The organism is Psychromarinibacter sediminicola, assembly GCF_029168335.1.
GTDB lineage: Bacteria > Pseudomonadota > Alphaproteobacteria > Rhodobacterales > Rhodobacteraceae > Psychromarinibacter > Psychromarinibacter sediminicola.
In genome coordinates this window covers 23,899-44,548 of record NZ_JARGYC010000012.1, presented here as the reverse complement: position 1 = coordinate 44,548, position 20,650 = coordinate 23,899, and the positions used below count along the sequence as shown (strand labels likewise).

20 protein-coding genes are annotated in these 20,650 nt (G+C 69.8%); 8 read left to right on the top strand and 12 right to left on the bottom strand.

From position 1 onward, the window contains the following. Positions 1-24 precede the first annotated feature (24 nt). Together P1J78_RS06525 and P1J78_RS06520 are read right to left on the bottom strand one after the other, a co-directional pair. Positions 25-2,973, bottom strand: coding sequence for a helicase-related protein (locus P1J78_RS06525; RefSeq protein WP_275566524.1), 2,949 nt, complete (start codon positions 2,971-2,973; stop codon positions 25-27). A gap of 141 nt (positions 2,974-3,114) precedes the next feature. After that, the gene (locus tag P1J78_RS06520) at positions 3,115-3,657 is read right to left on the bottom strand and encodes a tetratricopeptide repeat protein (protein WP_275566523.1); all 543 of its coding nucleotides are present in this window, start codon (positions 3,655-3,657) and stop codon (positions 3,115-3,117) included. A gap of 78 nt (positions 3,658-3,735) precedes the next feature. On the opposite strand from P1J78_RS06520, the gene P1J78_RS06515 reads away from it, so the two are divergent. Both P1J78_RS06515 and P1J78_RS06510 read left to right on the top strand, forming a co-directional pair. Continuing rightward, the gene (locus tag P1J78_RS06515; RefSeq protein ID WP_275566522.1) at positions 3,736-4,023 is read left to right on the top strand and encodes an SCP2 sterol-binding domain-containing protein; all 288 of its coding nucleotides are present in this window, start codon (positions 3,736-3,738) and stop codon (positions 4,021-4,023) included. Between the two features lies 1 nt (position 4,024). Further along, on the top strand, positions 4,025-4,966 hold the full coding sequence (locus tag P1J78_RS06510) for an alpha/beta fold hydrolase (protein WP_275566521.1): 942 nt from the start codon (positions 4,025-4,027) through the stop codon (positions 4,964-4,966). Positions 4,967-4,976: 10 nt separating this feature from the next. On the opposite strand, the gene P1J78_RS06505 is transcribed toward P1J78_RS06510, so the two are convergent. From P1J78_RS06505 to P1J78_RS06490, 4 genes are all read right to left on the bottom strand, one after another. Further along, a complete protein-coding gene (locus P1J78_RS06505; RefSeq protein WP_275566520.1) occupies positions 4,977-6,866 on the bottom strand; it encodes a putative bifunctional diguanylate cyclase/phosphodiesterase in 1,890 nt (629 codons plus the stop codon). A gap of 194 nt (positions 6,867-7,060) precedes the next feature. Next, positions 7,061-8,350 carry an O-acetylhomoserine aminocarboxypropyltransferase/cysteine synthase family protein gene (locus P1J78_RS06500; protein ID WP_275566519.1) on the bottom strand — a complete coding sequence of 430 codons (1,290 nt, stop codon included), beginning with the start codon at positions 8,348-8,350 and terminating at the stop codon, positions 7,061-7,063. 190 nt (positions 8,351-8,540) lie between these two features. Continuing rightward, a complete protein-coding gene (locus P1J78_RS06495; protein ID WP_275566518.1) occupies positions 8,541-8,960 on the bottom strand; it encodes a DUF1330 domain-containing protein in 420 nt (139 codons plus the stop codon). 105 nt (positions 8,961-9,065) lie between these two features. Continuing rightward, on the bottom strand, positions 9,066-9,590 hold the full coding sequence (locus tag P1J78_RS06490; RefSeq protein ID WP_275566517.1) for a DUF2239 family protein: 525 nt from the start codon (positions 9,588-9,590) through the stop codon (positions 9,066-9,068). 67 nt (positions 9,591-9,657) lie between these two features. On the opposite strand from P1J78_RS06490, the gene P1J78_RS06485 reads away from it, so the two are divergent. Then, on the top strand, positions 9,658-9,966 hold the full coding sequence (locus P1J78_RS06485; RefSeq protein ID WP_275566516.1) for a GIY-YIG nuclease family protein: 309 nt from the start codon (positions 9,658-9,660) through the stop codon (positions 9,964-9,966). Between the two features lie 12 nt (positions 9,967-9,978). Here P1J78_RS06485 and P1J78_RS06480 read toward each other — a convergent pair whose 3' ends face one another. The 3 genes from P1J78_RS06480 to P1J78_RS06470 all read right to left on the bottom strand — a co-directional run bounded on the left by P1J78_RS06480 (position 9,979) and on the right by P1J78_RS06470 (position 12,652). Further along, the gene (locus P1J78_RS06480) at positions 9,979-10,887 is read right to left on the bottom strand and encodes an AEC family transporter (protein WP_275566515.1); all 909 of its coding nucleotides are present in this window, start codon (positions 10,885-10,887) and stop codon (positions 9,979-9,981) included. Between the two features lie 130 nt (positions 10,888-11,017). Next, on the bottom strand, positions 11,018-11,440 hold the full coding sequence (locus P1J78_RS06475; protein WP_275566514.1) for a hypothetical protein: 423 nt from the start codon (positions 11,438-11,440) through the stop codon (positions 11,018-11,020). A gap of 9 nt (positions 11,441-11,449) precedes the next feature. Then, entirely contained in the window at positions 11,450-12,652 is a 1,203-nt protein-coding gene (locus tag P1J78_RS06470; RefSeq protein WP_275566513.1) for a pyridoxal phosphate-dependent aminotransferase, read from the bottom strand. 99 nt (positions 12,653-12,751) lie between these two features. Here P1J78_RS06470 and P1J78_RS06465 point away from each other — a divergent pair, with 99 nt between their 5' ends. From P1J78_RS06465 to P1J78_RS06455, 3 genes are all read left to right on the top strand, one after another. After that, positions 12,752-13,156 (top strand): helix-turn-helix domain-containing protein, encoded by a 405-nt coding sequence (locus tag P1J78_RS06465; RefSeq protein ID WP_275566512.1) that lies wholly within the window; start codon positions 12,752-12,754, stop codon positions 13,154-13,156. Then, entirely contained in the window at positions 13,156-13,416 is a 261-nt protein-coding gene (locus tag P1J78_RS06460) for a succinate dehydrogenase assembly factor 2 (RefSeq protein ID WP_275566511.1), read from the top strand. Before P1J78_RS06465 ends, P1J78_RS06460 begins: the two co-directional genes overlap by 1 nt. A gap of 104 nt (positions 13,417-13,520) precedes the next feature. Further along, a complete protein-coding gene (locus tag P1J78_RS06455; RefSeq protein ID WP_275566510.1) occupies positions 13,521-14,018 on the top strand; it encodes a MarR family winged helix-turn-helix transcriptional regulator in 498 nt (165 codons plus the stop codon). 383 nt (positions 14,019-14,401) lie between these two features. On the opposite strand, the gene P1J78_RS06450 is transcribed toward P1J78_RS06455, so the two are convergent. Both P1J78_RS06450 and P1J78_RS06445 read right to left on the bottom strand, forming a co-directional pair. After that, positions 14,402-15,040 (bottom strand): glutathione S-transferase family protein, encoded by a 639-nt coding sequence (locus tag P1J78_RS06450; RefSeq protein ID WP_275566509.1) that lies wholly within the window; start codon positions 15,038-15,040, stop codon positions 14,402-14,404. A 109-nt stretch (positions 15,041-15,149) separates the two neighbouring features. Next, positions 15,150-16,778 carry an AMP-binding protein gene (locus P1J78_RS06445; protein WP_275566508.1) on the bottom strand — a complete coding sequence of 543 codons (1,629 nt, stop codon included), beginning with the start codon at positions 16,776-16,778 and terminating at the stop codon, positions 15,150-15,152. Positions 16,779-16,890: 112 nt separating this feature from the next. On the opposite strand from P1J78_RS06445, the gene P1J78_RS06440 reads away from it, so the two are divergent. Both P1J78_RS06440 and P1J78_RS06435 read left to right on the top strand, forming a co-directional pair. Next, positions 16,891-17,541, top strand: a complete 651-nt coding sequence (locus P1J78_RS06440) for a sulfotransferase family 2 domain-containing protein (RefSeq protein WP_275566507.1) — start codon at positions 16,891-16,893, stop codon at positions 17,539-17,541. Between the two features lie 186 nt (positions 17,542-17,727). Further along, complete coding sequence (locus P1J78_RS06435) at positions 17,728-18,465, top strand: Hint domain-containing protein (protein ID WP_275566506.1); 738 nt, start codon at positions 17,728-17,730, stop codon at positions 18,463-18,465. On the opposite strand, the gene P1J78_RS06430 is transcribed toward P1J78_RS06435, so the two are convergent. Next, positions 18,444-20,648 (bottom strand): 3-hydroxyacyl-CoA dehydrogenase NAD-binding domain-containing protein, encoded by a 2,205-nt coding sequence (locus P1J78_RS06430; protein ID WP_275566505.1) that lies wholly within the window; start codon positions 20,646-20,648, stop codon positions 18,444-18,446. The two genes, P1J78_RS06435 and P1J78_RS06430, sit on opposite strands and share 22 nt — an antisense overlap. Positions 20,649-20,650: the final 2 nt, after the last annotated feature.

Below are 20,650 nucleotides of genomic sequence, written 5' to 3'. Positions count from 1 at the left end.
CGACGGCCCATCAGGGGCGCGCGTTCAAGTCTTGTCCTTCAGCCCCATCAGCGCGGCCGCGAAGGGGTTGTCGGGGTCGATCTTGTCCTTCTTGGGCGGGCGGCTTTCGTAATTGCGGCCCTTCTGGCCGTCGCCGCCCTTGCCCTTGGCCTGCGGCGGGCGCTTGCCCTTGCCCTTCGGCTTGCCCTTGCCCTTGGGCGGGCGATTGCCCTCGCGCTTACGGCCGAAACCGGCCCAGGTGAAGGTGTAGTAGACCTCGATCTCGGGGCCCGCATCGGCGTCGGGCGCGGTGCCGGGCAGGATCTCTTCCTCCGGCGTCTCGGCGATCTGGTCGTCGACCTTCTCGACGTTGTCGGCGACCTCGTCGACGGGCGCGGTGCCCTCGGCCGGAACCGCCTCGACCTCGGCCTCGGGGGCCGGTTCCTCGGCGGGCGCGGGCGCCTCCGGCTGGCCGGTGATGCCGCCCTGCGGTTCTTCGCCCGCGTCCATCACCGGGGTGTCGGGGGTGGGGGCGTCGGCCGCGTCGGGCCCCGGTTCGGGCGCGTCGGCGGGGGCGCTGGGCTCGGCGTCGCCGGGGACGACCTCGGCCACCGGCTTCACCTTCTCGCGCTCGCCCTTCTCGGCCTTGTAGCCGAGGCCCTCCATCAGGCCGGCGAACTGCTCCAGCGTCATGCCGGTGATCGACAGCATGTCGGCCGTCGCCTCGAAACCGCCGCGGCTGTCCTCGGCGCGCAGCATGTCGGCGAGGCGTTCCAGCATGTCGATGCGGATCGCCCGGTCGCCGGCGCGGCGATAGCCGGCCATGGTATGATAGCTGTCGGGCGCGTCGCCGTGGGTCGGGATCGTCACCAGGCCCGGCGGCGGGCTGTCGGGGAACTCGTCCAGCCCTTGCGACAGACCCCAGAGCACCAGGCGCAGCCGGGTCGGCGCGGGCTTCAGCAGGAGCGGCATGAACACGGTGAACTGGCCGAAGCGGATGCCATGCTTGCGCAGCATCGAGCGGGCGTCCTGGTCGAGATCCTTCACCTCTCCGGCGACCTGGTCGCGCGGGATCACGCCCATCGCCTCGACCATGCGGAAGGCGAAGCCGCGGGCGAGGCCGGTCAGCGTCTCGTCCCGCTGCATGTTCATCAGAGGCTCGAACAGCGTGGCGACCTTGCGGTCGATGAAATGCTGCAGCCGGCGCTGCACCTTCTGCTGCACGTCCGGCCCGGCCTCTTCGTCGACGAAGGCCTCGGCCTGCGGCTTCAGCGGCTCGGGGCCCGCGACCAGCTTGCCGATCGCCAGCTCGCCCCACATCAGCCCGCCCTGGTCGGTGAAGTCGATTTCCGTGTCGGGGGCGTTGTAGAACCGGTCGGCGCGCAGGTGGAACTCCGGCTTCAGCGCCTGCAGCGACGCCTGGCGCAGCGTCTTGGCCTCGTCGGGCGACCCCGCCTTGTCCTGGCTGAAGCGGAACCCTTCCAGCCGGCCCACATACTGGCCCTCGACGGTCACCTCGCCCTTGTCGTTCACCTCGGCCACAAGGCTCTCCTTCTGCTTGAGCCGGCGCATCAGCACGCTGGTGCGCCGGTCCACAAATCTTTGCGTCAGCCGCTCGTGCAGGGCGTCCGACAAACGGTCTTCTACAGCGCGGGTCGCGCCGCGCCAATGAGTTTCGTCATCCAGCCAGCCCGAGCGCTGCGCCACATAGGTCCATGTGCGGATATATGCCAACCGTTTCGACAGGGTGTCGATTTCCCCGTCGGTGCGGTCGATCCGCTTCACCTGCCGCGCCAGCCAGTCGTCGGGGACGCGGCCGTATTCCTGAAGATAGCGGAAAATCGTCTCCAGCAACCCCGCGTGTTCGGCATGGCTGATGCCGCGGAAATCGGGGATGCGGCAGACGTCCCAGAGAAGCTGGATGTCCTTGGGGCCGGTGGCGCGCTGGCGCACCGCGTCGACGTCGCCCAGAAGCTTCAGCGCCATCAGGTCGTCGGCCTCGCGGCCGCGGGTCAGGCGCTCGTCGTCGGGCTTCGCCTCCAGCGAGTCGATCAGGCCCGGGATCGAGCCGAAGTCGAGATCGGGATTGCGCCATTGCAGCTTGCGGATGGGCGCGAAGCGGTGGTCCTGGATCGCCTCGGCCACGCCCTCGTCCAGCCCCGGCGCCTCGCCGGTGGTGCCGAAGGTGCCGTCGCGGGTGTAACGGCCGGCGCGGCCGGCGATCTGGGCCAGCTCGTTGGGCTGCAAGGGGCGCATCCGGCGGCCGTCGAACTTGGCGAGCGACGAAAACGCGACGTGGTCGATGTCGAGGTTCAGCCCCATGCCGATGGCGTCGGTCGCCACCAGGTAGTCCACGTCGCCGTTTTGGTAGAGATCGACCTGCGCGTTCCGGGTGCGCGGGCTGAGCGCGCCCATCACCACCGCGGCGCCGCCCTTCTGCCGGCGGATCAGCTCGGCGATGGCATAGACCTGGTCGACCGAGAAGCCGACGATGGCCGAACGGCGGGGCATCCGGCTGATCTTCTTGGGGCCGATGTAGAGCAGCTCGGAGAACCGGTCGCGGCGGGCGAACTGGACCTTCGGCACCAGCGCCGCGATGGCGCCGCGCATCGTGTCGGCGCCCAGAAGCAGCGTCTCGTGGGTGCCGCGGGCGCGGAGAAGGCGGTCGGTGAAGACGTGGCCGCGCTCGGGGTCGGCGCAGAGCTGAACCTCGTCGATGGCCAGGAAGTCGGGCAACAGGCCCTGCGGCATCGCCTCGGTCGTGCAGACCCAGTATTGCGTCCGCTCCGGCACGATACGCTCCTCGCCGGTGACCAGCGCCACCACCGACGGTCCGCGCAGCTTCACGATCCGGTCGTAGACCTCGCGCGCCAGGAGCCGGAGCGGCAGACCGATGACGCCGGTGCGATGCGCCAGCATCCGTTCGATCGCGTAATGGGTCTTGCCGGTATTGGTGGGCCCCAGAACCGCCGTGATCCGCGCCTGTTCGCCCATCGTACTGCCTCTGCTTACCGGGTCGGGCCCCGCCGCGGGGCCTCTGCGCCGACCCCTCGGGGGCCTTTGCGTCCCGGTCCTGTCCGTTTCACTCAAATTGGATGTAATGCAGCCGGAGGGCGATGTATAGGAGCGGGCGGCTCAGAGCGACGAGCCGCCGAATTCCTTCTCCAGCCGCTCGATCGCCGCCTGGGTCTCGGGGCGGTGCGGGTGCAGGTCGGCCACCATCCGCCACGCCTCCAGCGCGTCCTCGCGATTGCCGGTCTCCTCGAGAATCACCGCAAGGCCCGACAGCGCCTCGAAATGGTTCGGGTTCAGCGTCAGCGCGCGGCCCAGGTCGTGCAGCGCGGGGCCGTAGAGCTCCTTCTGGAAGTAGACGCTGGCCCGGCTGGTCCAGCCCTCGGCGAAATCGGGCGCGTGATCGGTCAGCGCCGTGAAGTGGTCGAGCGCGAGGTCCAGGTCGCCGTCCTCGATCGCGTCGCGGCCGCGCATCAGCAGAAGGTCCATCGCGGGCGAGCCGGATTTCGACCATTCCAGGCGGATCTTGCGCTCCACCTGCTCCCAGTTCCCGGTGTCCGGGTCGGCCAGTTCGGCGAGCAGCGCGTCCATATCCGCCTCCTGCGCCAGCACGGCGCCGGCGGTCAGGAGATATGTCGCAACGACAGATTTGCAGAACCGTTTCATCTTTCCCATAACCGGAGCATACTGCTGCGGAAGCGAAATGCGAGCCCCGCGCGGGTCACAAATCGAGGAGCCTCTTCCATGAGCGACGTCATCAACGGCGCCGTCGCGGCGCTGAGCGAGAAGGACACCAGCGAGTTCGACGGCCGGGCCAAGTTCGTGATCGAGAACGAGGGGTCCATCATGCTCGATTCGGCCGGTGTACGCGCCGCCGACGAAGAGGCCGACGTGACGCTCACCTCGGATGCCGAGACCTTCCGCGCGATCCTCGAAGGCGACCTCGACCCGACCTCGGCCTTCATGACCGGCAAGCTGTCGGTCGACGGCGACATGGGCATGGCGATGCAGCTGGGCGCCGTTCTCAACTGACATGCCCGAGCCGGCGCCGTTCCACCACGCGGTCGCCGAGGGGCCGGAAGACGCCCGCGCCGTCTGGGTGCGGGCCGAGGACGGGGTGCGGCTGCGGCTGGCGGTTTGGCCGGGCGGGACGCGGGGGACCGTCTTGCTGTTCCCGGGGCGCACCGAATATGTCGAGAAATACGGCCGGACCGCCGGGGAGTTCCGGGCGCTCGGGCTGTCGGTCATCGCCATCGACTGGCGCGGGCAGGGGCTGGCCGAGCGGCATCTCGACGACCGCGCCACGGGCCATGTGATCGAATTTCCCGACTATCAGCTCGACGTGGCCGAGATGCTGCGGCTGGCGCGGGCCGAGGGGCTGGCGGAGCCCTATTTCCTGATCGCCCATTCGATGGGCGGCTGCATCGGGCTGCGCAGCCTGATGGAGGATCTGCCGGTGCGGGCGGCCGCGTTTACCGCGCCGATGTGGGGCATCCCGATCAGCGGGCTGTTGCGGCCGGTGGCCTGGTCGCTGTCCTGGGCGTCGCAGCGGATGGGCTTCGGGCACCGCTATGTGCCGGGCACGGCGCCGGAGACCTACGTCGAGGGCGCGCCGTTCGAAGACAACGTGCTGACGACGGACCGGGAGATGTTCGACTATATGCTACGGCAGGTCTCCGAGCATCCCGATCTGGCGCTGGGCGGGCCCAGTCTGCACTGGCTGTTCGAGGCGCTGATGGAGACGCGCGCGCTGGCGCGGCGGCCGGCGCCGGAGGTGCCCTGCCTCACCTGGCTCGGCGGCAACGAGCGGGTGGTCGACACCGACCCGATCCACGCGCGGATGGCCGGCTGGCCGGGCGGGCGGCTGGAGCTCGTCGACCGGGCCGAGCACGAGGTGCTGATGGAACGGCCGGAGGTGCGGGACCGCGTCATGGCGGAGACGGCCGGCTTTTTCGGCCTGCGCGACGCGGCCTGACCGGTCGCTGTCAGCCGGCGGCCAGCGGGAGACGGGGGTTGCCGTGGCGGCGCAGGTAGTCGGTCAGCGCGGCCTCGTCCAGCGGCGCGGAGACCGCACGGCCCTGCGCCCGGTCGCAGCCGAGCGCGTGGAGCCGCGCCAGCTCCTCGGCCGTTTCCACGCCCTTGGCGGTGACGGAGAGGCCCAGCTCGGCGCCCATGGCGAGGATCGCACCCAGGATCGCCTCGGCGCAGGTGTCGGGCAGGTGTTCGGTCAGCGCCGGCGCGAGCTTCAGGCCGCGGAGCTGCAGCTGCCGCATCCGGGGCATGGCGGCGTGGCCCGTCCCGAATTCGTCGATCTCCACCGCGAAGCCCTTGGCGCACAGCGCGGCGATCCGGTCGCGGACCCGGCCCTCGGCATCGGCGATCAGCAGCGATTCCGCCACGTCGAGCCGCAGGTCGGCGGGCTGCAGCCCCTGGCCCAGGACGTCCCACAGCAGCGTCTCGGGCAGCTCCGGGTCCGAAAGCGTGTCGGCGGAAATGTTGACCGACATCACCGGCGCGGTCCAGCCGGCGGCGCGCAGCCGGGCCAGCGCGCAAAGCCCCTTGGCGCGCACGATGGTGTCGATCCGCGCCGCGAGGCCGACCTCGGCGGCCGCGTCGAGGAAGCCCTCCGGTGCCAGCAGGCCGCGGTCGGGATGCGGCCAGCGCGCCAGTACCGCGACCCCGGCGAGCGCCCCGTCCGCCAGGGTCACGATTGGCTGGAAATGCGGCTCGAACGCCTCCTCCTCGACGGCGGCGCGCAGTTCGGCGTGCAGGCTGCGGCGGGCTTCGAACCGGTCGCGCATCTCCGTGGCGAAGGCGCGCACGCCGCCGCGGCCCTGACGCTTGACCTCGTAAAGGGCGAGATCGGCATTCGCGATCAGCCGCTCCGCCCCGGTACCGGCCTCGCCGGCGCTGGTCCCTGAACCGGCCCCCTTATTGGATCCCGTACTGGCCCCGGAGTTGGCCATTGCCGTGCCGATCGAGGCGGGGCAGCGGATGTCGACGCCGCCGACCCGCATCGGCGCGGCCAGCCGGCCGGCCAGCGCCGCGGCGAGCCGGGCGAGGTGCCGGCCCTGGCGGTCGGTGCGCGTCGCGATCACGAACTCGTCGCCGCCGACCCGGGCGACCAGGTCGGTGGGACCGGCGGTCTGCCGCATGATCTCGGCCGCCTGGGTCAGCACCGCGTCGCCGGTGGCATGGCCCAGCCGGTCGTTGATCTCCTTGAAGCGGTCGAGATCCACGTGCAGCACGCCGACGATGCGGCCATGCCCGTCCGCCTGGTGCAGCGCGCCGGGCCCGTCGAGCACGCGCATCAGCCGGGCGCGGTTGGCCAGCCCGGTCAGCGGATCGGTCTCGGCCAGCCGGGCGTTGGAGCGAAGCTGCTGCATCAGCCGCGCCTGCGCCGCGATCCAGCTCCCGGCGGCGCCGAGCTGACGGATCTGCAGGTCGCCGAACGGCGTGGCCGCCCGGCGCTGCAGCCCGATGATTCCCACCGTGGCGCCGGCGGTGCGCATCGGCACGAACAGCGCGGTGCGCATGCCCTGGTCGTAGAGCGCCTGGATCGCCGGGTCGGGGTCGCGCCCCAGGGCGGCGGCGTCCATCTGCAGCGGCAGGCCGCTCTGCAGCACGCGGTCGCGCGGGTCGCCTGGGCGGATCGGCGCCAGATCCTCGTCGATATCGTGCATGCCGTCGCGCCGCGCGCCGCGCGCGATCAGCCGGGTATCGTCGCGAAAGGTCAGCTTCGCGCGGTCGGCGTCGTTCAGGTCCGGCAGCCAGGCGGCGGCCGTCGCCAGCACTGCCTCGATACTGGCGGCGCGCGACAGGTCCTCGATGAAGGCGACCGGAAGCCGGATCGCCGCGCTGGTCTGTTCCGCCATGGCACGCATCCTCTGCGCGCAGCCTTATGCGGAGAAGATTGAGAAATGGTTCCCGGCGTCGGTCCAGGGCGACGCCCCCCGCATCTTCTTCTCGTTGAAAATACGCAAAAGGCGGATCCGGTGGGACAGTCGGCTGGAGGTCCGGGGGGACAGCGTCCCCCCGGCGGGTCGGACGGCGCCAGCCGTCCGAAGCGTCAGGCCGACGCCTTCAGCGCCTGGTCGAGGTCGGCGATCAGGTCGTCGGCATCCTCGATCCCGATCGACAGCCGCACCACGTTGGGCTCGGCCCCGGCGGCCTTCTGCTGCTCGGGCGTCAGCTGCCGGTGGGTCGTCGAGGCCGAATGGATCACCAGCGACCGGGTGTCGCCCAGGTTGGCGACGTGGCTGAACAGGTTCAGCGCGTCGACGAATTTCACGCAGCTTTCGTAGCCGCCTTTCAGGGTGACGGTGAACAGGCTGCCGGCGCCCTTCGGGCAGACCTTGGCGACGCGGTCGTAATAGGGCGAGGATTTCAGCCCGGCATAGGTGACCTTCTCCACCGCATCGTGCCCCTCCAGCCACTGGGCGATCTTCTCCGCGTTGGCGACGTGCTTTTCCATCCGCAGCGACAGGGTCTCGATGCCCAGCATCGTGTAGTGCGCCGCCTGCGGGTTCAGCGTCATCCCGAGGTCGCGCAGGCCGACGGCGATGCCGTGGAAGGTGAAGGCGAGTGGGCCGAAGGTCTCGTGGAACTTCAGGCCGTGATAGGCGGGCTCGGGCTCCGACAGCGAGGGGAACTTGCCCGAGGCGGACCAGTCGAACGTGCCGGAGTCGACGATCGCGCCGCCGGTGACGGTGCCGTTGCCGGTCAGGAACTTGGTCATCGAGTGGACGACCAGCGTCGCGCCGTGCTCGATCGGGCGGCAGAGAAAGGGGGTGGCCGAGGTGTTGTCGACGATCAGCGGGATGCCGGCGTCGTCGGCGATCTTCGCCATCGCCTCCAGATCGGTGATGTAGCCGCCCGGGTTGGCGATGGACTCGCAGAACAGCGCGCGGGTGTCGTCGTCGATGGCGGCCTTCACGGCGTCGAGGTCGTCGGTGTCGACGAACTTGGCCGACCAGCCGAAGCGTTTGATGGTCTGGCTGAACTGGGTGACGGTGCCGCCGTAGAGCCGGGTGGAGGAGACCACGTTCTTGCCCGGGCCCATCAGCGGGAACAGCGCCATGATCTGGGCGCCGTGGCCGGAGGAGCAGCAGACCGCGCCGGCGCCGCCTTCGAGGGTGGCCATGCGTTCCTGGAGGGCCGAGACCGTGGGGTTCGTCAGGCGGGAATAGATGTAGCCGACCTCCTGCAGGTTGAACAGGGCGGCGGCGTGGTCGGCGTCGCGGAAGACATAGGCGGTGGTCTGGTAGATCGGCGTCTGGCGGGCGCCGGTGGCGGGGTCGGGCCGGCTGCCGGCGTGGATCTGGAGCGTGTCGAAGCCGTAGCTGGGGGTGTCGGTCATGGGGGCCTCCCTGGAAAACGATTGCCGCTCAGGTTTAGGCGAGGGGTCGGGGCGGGGCAATGGGAGAGGGGTGTCCGGGCCGCGCGCGCGGAGTGTCCAAGGTTGGACAGGGGTGTAAGGTTCTGATTTTTATGGAGATAGCGCTAACTTCAGCCGCGGACGTCCGGGCTGTCCGAGGGCGACGCGCCCGTCAGGCTGCCGGTCCGGGATAGGCCGGCAGCAGGCGGGAATCGGCCAGTGCGGCGGTGCGGTGGACCAGGGCCGCCTGCGCCGCCGGGGCGTCGGCGAAGGCGCGGAAGGCCGAAAGGCTCGCCTGCCGGACGATCAGCACGTGGTCCCAGCGCTCCTCCTCCGGGCCGATGAACCAGCGTTCGGCGCGGCCCTCGAAGATCACGGCGCCGCCCGACGCCTCCAGGAGCGGCAGCGTCTCGGCGACATAACGGGCATAGGCCGCGGCGCCGGAGACCGGCGCGGGCGGGGCGCGGTCCGGCGCGGCGGAATAGTCGGCCATCTCGCGGAAGCGTAGCAGGTTGACCATGACGACCGGGCCCGCTTGCTCGCGCGCGAACAGGGCGCGGGCGGCGGTGTCGGAGGGCGCCAGCGTGGGCATCACTCGGGTTCCTTTCGGGTAAGGGGCGGATTTTTCTAGAAAAATCCGCTTGGCGAAATCTTCTAGAAGATTTCGTTGGGCAGGATTTTCTAGAAAATCCTGGTGTCAGGGGGCTGGGCCCCCGGCGAGTTTCAGCACGTAAGCGCGGACGTCCTCGGGCCAGGGGGCGGCGTGGGCTTCCATCTCCGCGAGCCGGCCGGCGAAAAGCGCGCGCATCGCCTCCTCGTAGCCGGGCAGGTCGCCGGCGAGCGCCGTGGCCGCCGCATAGGCCGCGTCCTGCGCCTGGCGCGGGCCGGGCCCCTCGGCGCGCATCGCCTCCTCGACCAGCCGGCGCAGCGCCGCGGAGGCGCCGCCGCGCTGGGTCTTCAGCCAGTCCCAGTGGCGCGGCAGCAGCGTCACCTCGCGCGCCTTGACCCCCAGCTTGGGGCGGCCGCGGCGCGGCGGCGCGGCGTGGCGCGCGGCGATCTCGGCCGGCGTGCCGCGCAGGTCGAGGTCGACCACGCGGCCGGTGGCATCGTCGAAGGCCAGCACGGCGCCGCCGCGCGCCTGCGCCGCCTGGGCGGCGGCGGCCACCTCGTCCACGGGGCCGGCGGCGATGCGCCGGTGGTTGTCGAACACGGTCAGTTGCATGTGGGGTCTTTTACACCCGGGTAAAATTATGTCAATAACGCCCGGGTAAAAAGAATCGGAGACATTGATGGACCGGCGGGCGGCGAAGGCGGCGTGGAAGGAGGCGACACCGGATGCCGGCGTCTATGCCGTGCGGATCGGCGAGCGGGTGTGGGTCGGCGCGGCGATGCGGCTGGGCGCGGCGGAGCGGCGGCTGCGGTTCACGCTGCGGATGGGCAGCGCGCGGCCGGCGGCGCTGCAGGCGGCCTATGCCGGCGAGATGACGTTCGAGGTGCTGGAAGCGTTCGACCCGGAGATGCGGCCGATGACGCGGGAGCGGATGCTGAAGGAGCGGGCGGCGCATTGGGTCGCGCGGCTGGGGGCGGCGCCGGCCTGACCGCGCGGTGCCTCAGCCGATGCCGAGACCGGTCAGGACCAGCGGGATCGTCACCACGGCGGCCAGGGTCTGCGCCGTGACCAGCCCGGCCATCAGTGTGCCGTCGCCCTTCAGCTGGCGGGTCAGCACATAGGAGGTCGGTGCGGTCGGGATCGCCGAGAACACGACGAGCACCAGAAGCTCGGCCTCGCCCAGCCCCAGGAGCCGGCCGGTCAGCGCCGCCAGCACCGGCATCGCCAGCAGGCGCAGCGCGCCGAGCCCGGCGAGCACGCCGATGTCGCGCCGGATCGCCGCGGGGCGCAACGCCGCGCCGACGCAGAGCAGGCCCAGCGGCAGGCTGCCCTGGCCCAGCAGGTCGAGGAAGCGCCCGGTGCCATAGGGCAGGCCGATGCCGGTCAGGGCGAGCGCGAAGCCGGCCGCGCAGGCCAGGATCAGCGGGTTGCGCAGGACGGTGCGCAGCAGGGTCAGCGGCCCGCGCGCCGGGTGCGCATCGGTCAGGGCCAGGATCGACAGGACGTTCACCAGCGGCACTGCCACGGCGAGATACACCGCCGCCCGTTCCAGGCCGGGCGTGCCGGCGAGGCTCGCGACGACGGCGAGGCCGAGATAGGTGTTGAACCGCACCACCCCCTGCAGCGCCGGCCCGAACCGCGCCGCCGGCACCGGGAGGCCGCGGCGGGCGAGGGCGAGCGCCGCGGCGGCCAGGCAGATCGTCGCGATCGCCGCCCCGCCGAGCCGCAGCAGCCCGGGGTCGCGCACCGGGGCGTCGGCGAGGGTCGCGACCAGCAGCGCCGGGAACAGGACGAAATAGGTCAGCTGTTCGGCCGCCGGCCAGAAGCCCGCGCTGGGAAAGCCGGCGCGTCTCAGCACGTAGCCGAGCAGGATCAGCGCGAAGAGCGGCCAGATCGTGAACAGGAGCATCCTACCCCACCTTTGGGCGCGTTCGGGGTAGACGCTTCCTGGGGCGCGGGCAAGACCGGTGCCCGAGCGTCCCTGGCCGCTGCGTCGGAGGGCGGCGGACGGACGGACGGGTCGGGGCCGCGTCCGATCGTCAGCTCTCCGCGTTGTCCTTCATGCCCTTCATCAGGCGGTCGGCCTTCTTCCGGACCAGCACCGCGCGCAGATCGTGCATCGCCATCAGCAGCGTGTCGGTGATCTCTTCGAGCTGGGCGTCGGTGGCGTCGGACTGCGCCCAGTGGGCCGTCTGGTTCAGGTGATCGACGGCGCGGTGGATATCGTCGAGGCGGCGCCGTTCCAGCACCTCCTCGCGCTCTGCCATCCACTCGCGGATCGCCGCCATGTCGGCCTCGGACAGCTCGCGCGGGCCGTGCGGCTTGATCTGGCCGTTGCGGATGTTGACCACCGCGATCTGTTCCATCTCGATCCGGCGCTGGCGGTTCTCGGTGTCGACGCGGTAGACGAAGGCCCCGTTCTCGCGGGTGCGGAAGTAGTATTCCGGAAGGTCGGCGGCCATTCTGGTTCCTTATTTCAGCCCGTCGCAGAAGCTGCGGATGCGGCGGCAGGCTTCTTCCAGAGCGGTATTCGACGTAGCGTAACTCACGCGGAAGTGGGGGGAAAGGCCGAAGGCCGCGCCGAAGACGACCGCGACGCCGGTTTCCTCCAGGAGTGCCAGGCAGAACGCCTCGTCGCTGTCGATCGTCGCGCCGCCGGCGGAGGTCTTGCCGAGGCAGCCGGCGATCGAGGGATAGACGTAGAACGCGCCTTCGGGCACCGGGCAGTCGATGCCGGGGCAGGCGTTGAGGCCGGCGACGACGAGGTCACGGCGCTGTTGGAACAGCGCGCGGTTCGGCGCGAGGAAGTCCTGCGGGCCGGTCAGTGCCTCCACCGCGGCCCATTGCGAGATGGTGCAGGGGTTGGTGGTCGACTGCGACTGGATCTTGCGCATCGCCGCGATCAGCTCTTCCGGCCCGCCCGCGTAGCCGATGCGCCAGCCGGTCATCGCATAGGCCTTGGAGACGCCGTTGCAGGTGAGCGTGCGGTCGTAGAGGCCGGGCTCGACCTGCGCCGGCGTGGTGAAGGCGAAATCGTCGAACACGAGGTGTTCGTACATGTCGTCGGTCATCACCCAGACATGGGGGTGGCGCATCAGCACGTCGGTGAGCGCTTTCAGCTCGTCGCGGGTGTATCCCGCGCCGGTGGGGTTCGACGGCGAGTTGAAGATGAACCACTTGGTCTTCGGCGTGATCGCGGCCTCGAGCGCCTGCGGCGTGAGCTTGAAGCCCGTCTCGATCCCGGCCTCCACCGTCACCGGGGTGCCGCCGGCCAGCAGCACCATGTCGGGGTAGCTGACCCAGTAGGGCGCCGGGATCACCACCTCGTCGCCGGGGTTCAGCGTGGCCATCAGCGCGTTGTAGAGGATCTGCTTGCCGCCCGAGGAGACGCTGATCTGCGACGGCGCGTAGCTCAGCCCGTTCTCGCGGGCGAACTTGTCGCAGGCGGCGCGCTTCAGCTCGGGGATGCCGTCGGGGGCGGTGTATTTCGTCTTGCCCGCCCGGATCGCGGCGATGCCGGCCTCCTTGATGGTGTCGGGCGTGTCGAAGTCCGGCTCGCCCGCCGCCAGGCCGATGATGTCGCGGCCTTCGGCCTTGAGTTCCTGCGAGCGGGTGTTCATCGCGATCGTGGGCGAGGGCTTGACCCGCGCCAGTGTCGCGGACAGGAAGGACATGGTCGTCTCCGGTTGGATTGCGCCGGGGTCAACGTGTAGATTGGCGCCGATACGCGCACAAGGCCCCCGGGGATCCCGGGCGCGACACCGGAGGAGAGCATGGACGACAACGGCGCGGCCGCGACCGGCGGCTGGTATTCCAACGACGCGGCGACCTTCGGCGACCGGCTGGTGGCCGCGCGCGAGGCGCTCGGGCTGAGCCAGGCGGATCTCGCCCGCCGAATCGGCGTCAAGCTGAAGACGATGAATTCCTGGGAGAACGATCTGTCGGAGCCCCGGGCGAACAAGCTGTCGATGCTGGCCGGCGTGCTGAACGTCTCGCTCGTGTGGCTGCTGAACGGCGAGGGCGAGGGGCTGGCCGAGCCCGAGGCCGACCCGATCCCGGAAGAATACGGCGCCCTGCTGACCGAGCTGCGCCAGCTGCGCGCCTCGCTGAGCCGGACGGCCGAGCGGCTGGGCAGCGTGGAAAAGCGGCTGCAGCGCGCGATCCGGGAGCAGGGGTGATGGCCGAGGCGCATGCGGACCGGCTGAAGCGCCTGCACATGCGGGCGATGCGGCGCGGGATCAAGGAGATGGACCTGATCCTGGGCGCCTACGCCGCCGACCGGCTGGCGGCGATGGACGCCCCCGCGCTCGACCGGTTCGATGCGCTGCTGCACGAGAACGACCAGGATCTCTATGCCTGGGTCACAGGGCAGGTGCCGGCGCCGGCCGCGCATGCGCCCCTGATCGCCGAGATCGCCCGCCATGCGGGGGCCCGCTGACCGGGCCTCTAACTGGCGAGCGCCGCGCCCGCTGTCCGCTTAACCGAAAATTTGCGATTCGCCCGTTATGCCGGTGCCACGAGCAGTGCATGGCGGAGAGCATGATGAGCATTCAATCCCGGATCGCGAGCGCCGCAAACAGGAACTTCATGGCGCAGTACCTTGAGGCGCTGTCCCTCGTCGAACGCCTGCATCGGCTGCTTCTGGACGTCATCAAGGACGAGTTCGAGCGGCTCGGCATCCTGGAGATCAACGCGGTCCAGGCGCTGCTTCTGTTCAACGTCGGCGAAAACGAGGTGACCGCCGGGGAGCTGAAGACCCGCGGCTACTACCAGGGCTCGAATGTCAGCTACAATCTCAAGAAGCTGGTCGATGCGGGCTACATGCACCACCAGCGTTGCGAGATCGACCGCCGGTCGGTGCGGGTCCGGCTGACCGAGAAGGGCCGCCGCGTGCAGCAGATCGTCGAAGAGCTGTTCGTGCGCCATGCCGACGGGCTCGAGTCGCGCGCCGTGCTGGACCTGAACGGGATCGAGGAGATCAATTCGGCGCTGCGGCGGGTGGAGCGGTACTGGAGCGATCAGATCCGGTATATCTATTGAGGTCTCGGGGCTGACGGGCGGCGGCGCGTTGGGTGGTTCGTCTCGGACCGCTGCGCGATCCGATCCGCCGGGGGCGCTGCCCCGGACTCCCCGCTGCCCCCCGGACCCCCCGGAGTATTTGGACCAAGATGAAGAGCTGCGAGGCGACGGCCGGGTCCTGCGGTGGCGTCGGGTCTCGCGTGGCGTCGGGCCGGCCATAGCGTCGGGCCTGCCCTGGCGTCGAGCCTGCCGTGGCGTTGGGCCTCCAGTCGTGTCGCGCCTGCCGTGGCTTTGGGCCTCCCGCAGTGTCGGGGCACGGGGCCGGCGCGGCGCGCGGGTCATGACGGGACCGGGTCGGCACGGCGGCCAAGACGGGCCGGGTCGGCGCGGCGGTCATGACGGGGTCAGGGCATCGGCACGGCCTCGCCCCGGGACGGCACGTCATAGCCGCGCTGGACGGCGGGGCGCTCGGCGATCCTGAGATACCAGTCGCGCACGGCGGGAAAGTCGGCGAGGTCGACCTGGTGACGCTCGAACCGCGATACCCAGGGCCAGCTGGCGATGTCGGCGATGGAATAGCTCCCGCGCCCGATGCCCGCGAGATAGTCGCGCCCGCCCAGCCGCGTGTTCATCACCTCGTAGAGCCGGCGGGTCTCCTTGCGGTAGCGTTCCTCGGCATAGGGCGCCTTGCCGGGATTGTTGAACAGGAAATGGTGCGCCTGGCCGACCATCGGGCCGAGCCCGCCCATCTGCCACATCAGCCATTCGATCACGCGCCATTTCTCGCCGCCATCCTCCAGCAACCGGCCGTGCGTCTCCGCGAGGTAGAGCAGGATCGCGCCGGATTCCATCAGTGACAGGCCGGTGTCGCAGTCGACGATGGCGGGGATCTTGTTGTTCGGCGAGACGGCGAGGAAGTCGGCGGCGAACTGCTCGTCCTTGCCGATATTCACCTCGTGGACCGTGTAGGGAACCCCCAGCTCCTCCAGCATGATGGAGGCCTTGCGGCCATTCGGCGTGGTCCAGGTATAGAGGTCGATCATCAGCGGTGTCCTTTCGGTTTGTGGCCGCGCCGGCCGTCCGGGGCCGGGCCGGCGGGTCGGTCCGGGTGCCGGACGCACGTATCTCTTGCGCCGCAGGCGCGCCTTCGGATCACGCCTGCTTCACCCTGTTGCGGAGTTCGAATTTCTGGATCTTGCCGGTGGAGGTCTTGGGCAGCTCGCCGAAGACCACCGCCTTGGGTGTCTTGAAGCCGGCAAGCTCGGTGCGGGCGAAGGCGATCAGCTCGTCTTCGGCGACGTCCTGACCGGGCTTCAGCTCGACGAAGGCGCAGGGAACCTCGCCCCATGTCTCGTCCGGCTTGGCCACGACGGCGCAGAGCAGCACGGCCGGGTGGTGCATCAGGATGTCCTCGACCTCGACCGACGACACGTTCTCGCCGCCCGAGATGATCACGTCCTTCGAGCGGTCGACGATCTTCATGTAGCCGTCGGGATGCTGGATCGCGATGTCGCCGGAATGGAACCAGCCGCCGCGGAAGGATCTCGCGGTCTCCTCGGGGTTGCGGTAATAGCCCTTCATCACCCCGTTGCCGCGGAACATGATCTCGCCCTGCGTCGCGCCGTCCATCGACACCTGCTGCAGCGTCTCGGGGTCGAGGACGGTGCAGTCCTCCATGAAGGGCATCATCACGCCGGTGCGGGCCTTGATCGCGTAGCGCTCCTTGTCCGGCAGGGCGTCCCAGTCCTCTTTCCACAGGCATTCGGTGCCGGGCCCGTAGACCTCGGTCAGGCCGTAGACCTGGGTGACGTTGAAGCCTAGAGGCTCGATCGCGCGGAGCGTGGCGGCCGGCGGCGGGGCGCCGGCGGTGAACACCTCGACGGTCTGGTCGAAGGCGCGGCGGTCGGCGTCGTCGGCGTGGATCAGGGTGTTCAGCACGATGGGCGCGCCGCCGAAATGGGTCACGCCCTCGTCCGCGATGGCGTCGTAGATGGATTTCGCGTCGACATGGCGGCAGCAGACGACGGTGCCGCCCAAAAGCGGCATCATCCAGGTGTGGCACCAGCCGTTGCAGTGGAACAGCGGCACGATGGTCAGGTAGACCGGGTGCATCACCATGCGCCAGGAGACGACCTGGGACATCGTCGACAGGTAGGCGCCGCGGTGGTGATAGACGACGCCCTTGGGATGGCCGGTGGTGCCCGAGGTGTAGTTCAGCGCCAGGCTTTCCCATTCGTCCTGCGGCAGGATCCAGTCGAAGGCTGGGTCGCCGGTCGCGAGGAACGCCTCGTAGGTCGTGTAGCGGCCGGTGGAGGGGTGGCCGGCCTGGTCGTCGGGCACCTCGACGATGTGCGGGGCGGGGCCGTCCATCGCCTCTGCCGCGGCTTCGGCGAGCGGCAGGAACTGGCTGTCGACCAGCACCAGCCTCGCGCCGCCATGGGCGAAGATGTAGGCGACGGTGTGGGTGTCCAGCCGGACGTTGATGGCGTTCAGGACCGCGCCGGCCGCGGGGACGCCGAAATGGGTCTCGGCGGCGGCGGGGATGTTGGGCAGGAGCGTGGCGACCACGTCGCCGGGGCGGATGCCGGCCTGCGCCAGCGCCGAGGCGAGGCGGGAGACGCGGGCGTGATAGTCGGCATAGCTGTGGCGGGTGGTGCCGTAGACCAGCGCCTCGCGCTCGGGGAACAGCCGCGCCGCCCTGTTCAGGTGCGACAGCGGCGTGAGCGGCGCATGGTTCGCCGCGCATTTCTCCAGCCCCGTCTCGTCGGCCAGCCAGCCCATCGGTTGCTCCTCCCCGGTGATGTCCTTGCGGCGAGGATAGGGGGCCGGGGCGCCGGCTTGAAGGGGCAAAGCGCCCGTTCCGGGGGCGCGGGTAATCTGCTATGGGCGGTCCATGATCATCTCGCGCGGGCGGCGCTATATCTACGTTCATGTTCCCAAGACCGGCGGCACGGCGTTGTCCCTGGCGCTGGAGGCGCGGGCGATGAAGGACGACATCCTGATCGGCGACACGCCCAAGGCCAAGCGGCGACGGCGGCGGCTGCGCGGGGTGGAGACGCGCGGGCGGCTGTGGAAGCATTCGACGCTGGCGGATATCGACGGGCTGGTCTCGGGCGACGAGCTGGACGGGATGTTCGTCTTCACGCTGGTGCGCAACCCCTGGGACCGGATGGTGAGCTATTACCACTGGCTGCGGGTTCAGGGCTTCGACCACCCGGCGGTGGCGCTGGCGCGGCGGACCGACTTCGCGGATTTCCTGCGGCATCCGCAGACGCGGGCGGCCGTGGGCGCGCAGGACTATGGCGCCTACGTGACCGACGCGGCGGGGCGCGAGCGGTGCAGGGCCTTCGTCCGGCTGGAGCGTCTCGACCACGATCTTGCCGCGGTCGAGTCGCATTTGGGGTTCCGGCTGGACCGAATCCCGCGTCTGAACGAATCGCGGCGGGCCGAGGATTACCGGATCTACTACGACGACTCGCTCGCAGAGCTCGTGGCGGAGCTCTGCGCCCGGGATATCGCGCGGTTCGGCTATCGTTTTGGATAGGTCCGTTTCCGGGTCGGAGAAGATCGGGCCGAATCCGACCCATTCATGGTTCGGGCGAAAAAGCGCCACAAAGTTAACTCAATCGGGCCGAAATTACGGCACGCCCGTCGCGCGGACTCGGAGACATCGAGCGGTCCAAATGACAAGGCCAACGCATAGGCCAGAGCATGGACTGGAGAGCGGTAGATGTTTGGACTGGGAAGTCTGTTGTTCGGCGACGAGACCCGCGCACACCGGCAGGAGACCGGCGGCGGACGGGGCGCGGCCGGACGGGCGGTGACGCCGGAGCTGGCCTCGGGGCTTCAGGCCGGCACGCTGGTGGCGACGGCGATGGGCTGGCGCCCGGTCGAGGCGATCGCACGGGGCGATCTGGTGCTGACCTTCGACCGCGGGATGCAGAAGGTGACCCGCATCACCAAGGCGATCGCCTGGTCGGAGGCGGTGTCGGAGGCGGTGTCGGAGGCGAGGCAGATCCCGCGCGCGGCCTGGCCGCTTCACGTTCCGGCCGGTGCGCTGGGCAATGCGGCGCCGATGACGCTCCTGCCGGATCAGGCGGTGATGCTGGAATCCGACACGGCCGAGGTTCTCTATGGCGATCCGTTCGCGCTGGTGACCGGGGCCGATCTGGACGGGTTCCGCGGGATCGCGCGGGTGCCGCCGCGCGGCGCCGTCGAGGCGGTGATGCTGCATTTCGAACAGGACGAGGTGGTGTTTGCCGGCGAGGGCGCGCTGGCCCATTGCGCCGCCGACCGGATGATGTCGATCGAGGCGCTGCTGGCCGGCGACATGCGCGAAGGCTACCGCTGCCTGGATGCGGGCGAGGCGGCCTTCCTGATCGAGTGCCTCGAAGACGAAGATTCGGTGGACGGCGGCGGATGGACCGCCGCCCACGGCACAGAGGCTTACGCTGCCGCTTTCGCCTGAGGGCCGAAGCGGGCGTAAAAGCTGTCGTCCCGGGCCGCGATGTCGCGTAGAAGGTCCGGTGCCCTGAACCGGGTGCCGTGATCTGCCTCCAGCCCCTCGCAGATATCGACGGCTCGGGCGGCACCGATCATGTCCAGCCACGAGAACGGCCCGCCGGACCACGGCGCGAAGCCCCAGCCGAGGATCGCGCCCACGTCGCCCTCGCGGATGTCCATCAGCACGCCGTCTTCCAGCGCGCGCACGGCCTCCAGCACCTGGGCCATCAGCAGGCGGTGCTGTACCTCCGTCACCTCGGGCTGATCCGCTTTGGCGGGGTACTGCGCCCTGACCGTGCCGGACAGGCCGGTGCGCTTGCCCTTGTCGTCGTAGTCGTAGAACCCGGCGTTGGCCTTGCGGCCCAGCCGGCCCTCGCCCTCCATCCAGAACAGCACCGCGTCGACGGCCTCGTCGGGATAGTCGCTGCCGATCGCCGCCTTGGTCGCGCGGGCGATCTTGGCGCCGAGGTCGATGGAGGTCTCGTCCACCAGCTGCAGCGGCCCCAGCGGCATGCCGACGAGCTTGGCCGCGTTCTCCACCAGCGCCGGTTCGACCCCTTCGGCGACCATGCGGATGCCTTCGTTGATATAGGGGATGATGCAGCGGTTGGCGTAGAAGAAGCGGGCGTCGTTGACGACGATGGGCGTCTTGCGGATTTGCCGCACGAAGTCGAGCGCCTTGGCCACGGCCCGGTCGCCGGTGGCCTTGCCCTTGATGATCTCCACCAGGTTCATCTTCTCGACCGGCGAGAAGAAGTGGATGCCGATGAACTGCTCGGGCCGTTCGGACGCCTTCGCGAGATCGGTGATCGGCAGGGTGGAGGTGTTGGTCGCGAAAATGCAGTCGGGGCCGATGGCGGCCTCGGCCTGCTTCGTCACCTCGGCCTTGATCTTGGGATCCTCGAAGACGGCCTCGATGACCAGGTCGCAGCCCTCCAGCGCGGCATAGTCGGTGGTGGCGGTGATGCGGTCCAGCGCGGCCTCTTTCTGCTCCGGCGTGGTCTTCTTGCGCTGGATGCCCTTGTCCATGAAGCCGGCGGTATGGGCCTTGCCTTTGTCGGCGGCCTCCTGGCTCTGGTCGATCAGCACCACCTCGATGCCCGCCTGGGCCGAGACCAGCGTGATCCCCGCGCCCATCATCCCGGCGCCCAGGACGCCGAGCTTCTTCACCCGCTGGTCGGGCTGATCGGGCCGGTTCGCGCCCTTTTCGAGCGCGCCCTTGTTGATGAAGAGCGAGCGGATCATCGCCTCGGCCACCGGGTTCATCATCACATGGGTGAACCAGCGCGCCTCGATCTTCAGCGCGGTGTCGAAGGGCACCAGCGCGCCCTCGTAGACGGCCGAGAGCAGCGCCTTGGCGGCGGGGTAGACGCCCTTGGTCCGGCCATTGACCATGGCGGAGGCGCCGACATACGTCATGAAGCCCGCCGGGTGATAGGGCGCGCCGCCGGGCATCTTGTAGCCCTTCTGATCCCACGGCTTGACGCAGTCGGCGTCGCTGGCGCTCAGCACCCACGCCTTCGCCTTCTGCATCAGCTCGTCGGTGTCCGTCACCTCGTCGACCAGCCCGGCGCCCTTGGCCTTTTTCGGCTCCAGCGTCTTGCCTTCGAGCAGGTAGGGCGAGGCGCCCATCGCGCCCAGCTTGCGCACCAGCCGCGTGGTGCCGCCGGCGCCGGGGAACAGGCCCACCAGGATTTCGGGCAGGCCGATCTTCGCCTTGGGCGCTTCGGCGGCGAAGATGCGGTGACAGGACAGCGCGATCTCGAAGCCGATGCCCATGGTCGTCCCGGGCAGGGCGCAGGCCGTGGGCTTCGCGCCCTTCAGCGTCTTCGGGTCCATGCCGGCGCGCTCAATCTTGCGGAGGACGCCGTGCATCTGCATCAGCCCCTCGAAGATGCCGCGGGCGGGGTCGTCGCCGGCGCTGCCCTTGAGCTGGGCCAGCACGTTGAGGTCCATGCCGCCCGCGAAGCTGCCCTGTTTGCCGGAGGTGATGACGATGCCCTTCACGGCGTCGTCGGCCAGCGCGGTGTCGATATGGGCGTCCAGCTCGCGCAGCGCCTCGAAGGTCAGCACGTTCATCGACTTGCCCGGCTGGTCCCAGGTGATGACGGCGACGCCGTCCTCGGTGGTGTAGTGGAAATCGGCCATGT

Excerpts from the sequence above, each read along its gene's own strand:
- P1J78_RS06525 (WP_275566524.1), bottom strand. The coding sequence starts at position 2,973 with ATGGGCGAACAGGCGCGGATCACGGCGGTTCTGGGGCCCACCAATACC.
- P1J78_RS06520 (WP_275566523.1), bottom strand. The coding sequence starts at position 3,657 with ATGAAACGGTTCTGCAAATCTGTCGTTGCGACATATCTCCTGACCGCC.
- P1J78_RS06515 (WP_275566522.1), top strand. The coding sequence starts at position 3,736 with ATGAGCGACGTCATCAACGGCGCCGTCGCGGCGCTGAGCGAGAAGGAC.
- P1J78_RS06510 (WP_275566521.1), top strand. The coding sequence starts at position 4,025 with ATGCCCGAGCCGGCGCCGTTCCACCACGCGGTCGCCGAGGGGCCGGAA.
- P1J78_RS06505 (WP_275566520.1), bottom strand. The coding sequence starts at position 6,866 with ATGGCGGAACAGACCAGCGCGGCGATCCGGCTTCCGGTCGCCTTCATC.
- P1J78_RS06500 (WP_275566519.1), bottom strand. The coding sequence starts at position 8,350 with ATGACCGACACCCCCAGCTACGGCTTCGACACGCTCCAGATCCACGCC.
- P1J78_RS06495 (WP_275566518.1), bottom strand. The coding sequence starts at position 8,960 with ATGCCCACGCTGGCGCCCTCCGACACCGCCGCCCGCGCCCTGTTCGCG.
- P1J78_RS06490 (WP_275566517.1), bottom strand. The coding sequence starts at position 9,590 with ATGCAACTGACCGTGTTCGACAACCACCGGCGCATCGCCGCCGGCCCC.
- P1J78_RS06485 (WP_275566516.1), top strand. The coding sequence starts at position 9,658 with ATGGACCGGCGGGCGGCGAAGGCGGCGTGGAAGGAGGCGACACCGGAT.
- P1J78_RS06480 (WP_275566515.1), bottom strand. The coding sequence starts at position 10,887 with ATGCTCCTGTTCACGATCTGGCCGCTCTTCGCGCTGATCCTGCTCGGC.
- P1J78_RS06475 (WP_275566514.1), bottom strand. The coding sequence starts at position 11,440 with ATGGCCGCCGACCTTCCGGAATACTACTTCCGCACCCGCGAGAACGGG.
- P1J78_RS06470 (WP_275566513.1), bottom strand. The coding sequence starts at position 12,652 with ATGTCCTTCCTGTCCGCGACACTGGCGCGGGTCAAGCCCTCGCCCACG.
- P1J78_RS06465 (WP_275566512.1), top strand. The coding sequence starts at position 12,752 with ATGGACGACAACGGCGCGGCCGCGACCGGCGGCTGGTATTCCAACGAC.
- P1J78_RS06460 (WP_275566511.1), top strand. The coding sequence starts at position 13,156 with ATGGCCGAGGCGCATGCGGACCGGCTGAAGCGCCTGCACATGCGGGCG.
- P1J78_RS06455 (WP_275566510.1), top strand. The coding sequence starts at position 13,521 with ATGAGCATTCAATCCCGGATCGCGAGCGCCGCAAACAGGAACTTCATG.
- P1J78_RS06450 (WP_275566509.1), bottom strand. The coding sequence starts at position 15,040 with ATGATCGACCTCTATACCTGGACCACGCCGAATGGCCGCAAGGCCTCC.
- P1J78_RS06445 (WP_275566508.1), bottom strand. The coding sequence starts at position 16,778 with ATGGGCTGGCTGGCCGACGAGACGGGGCTGGAGAAATGCGCGGCGAAC.
- P1J78_RS06440 (WP_275566507.1), top strand. The coding sequence starts at position 16,891 with ATGATCATCTCGCGCGGGCGGCGCTATATCTACGTTCATGTTCCCAAG.
- P1J78_RS06435 (WP_275566506.1), top strand. The coding sequence starts at position 17,728 with ATGTTTGGACTGGGAAGTCTGTTGTTCGGCGACGAGACCCGCGCACAC.
- P1J78_RS06430 (WP_275566505.1), bottom strand. The coding sequence starts at position 20,648 with ATGGCCGATTTCCACTACACCACCGAGGACGGCGTCGCCGTCATCACC.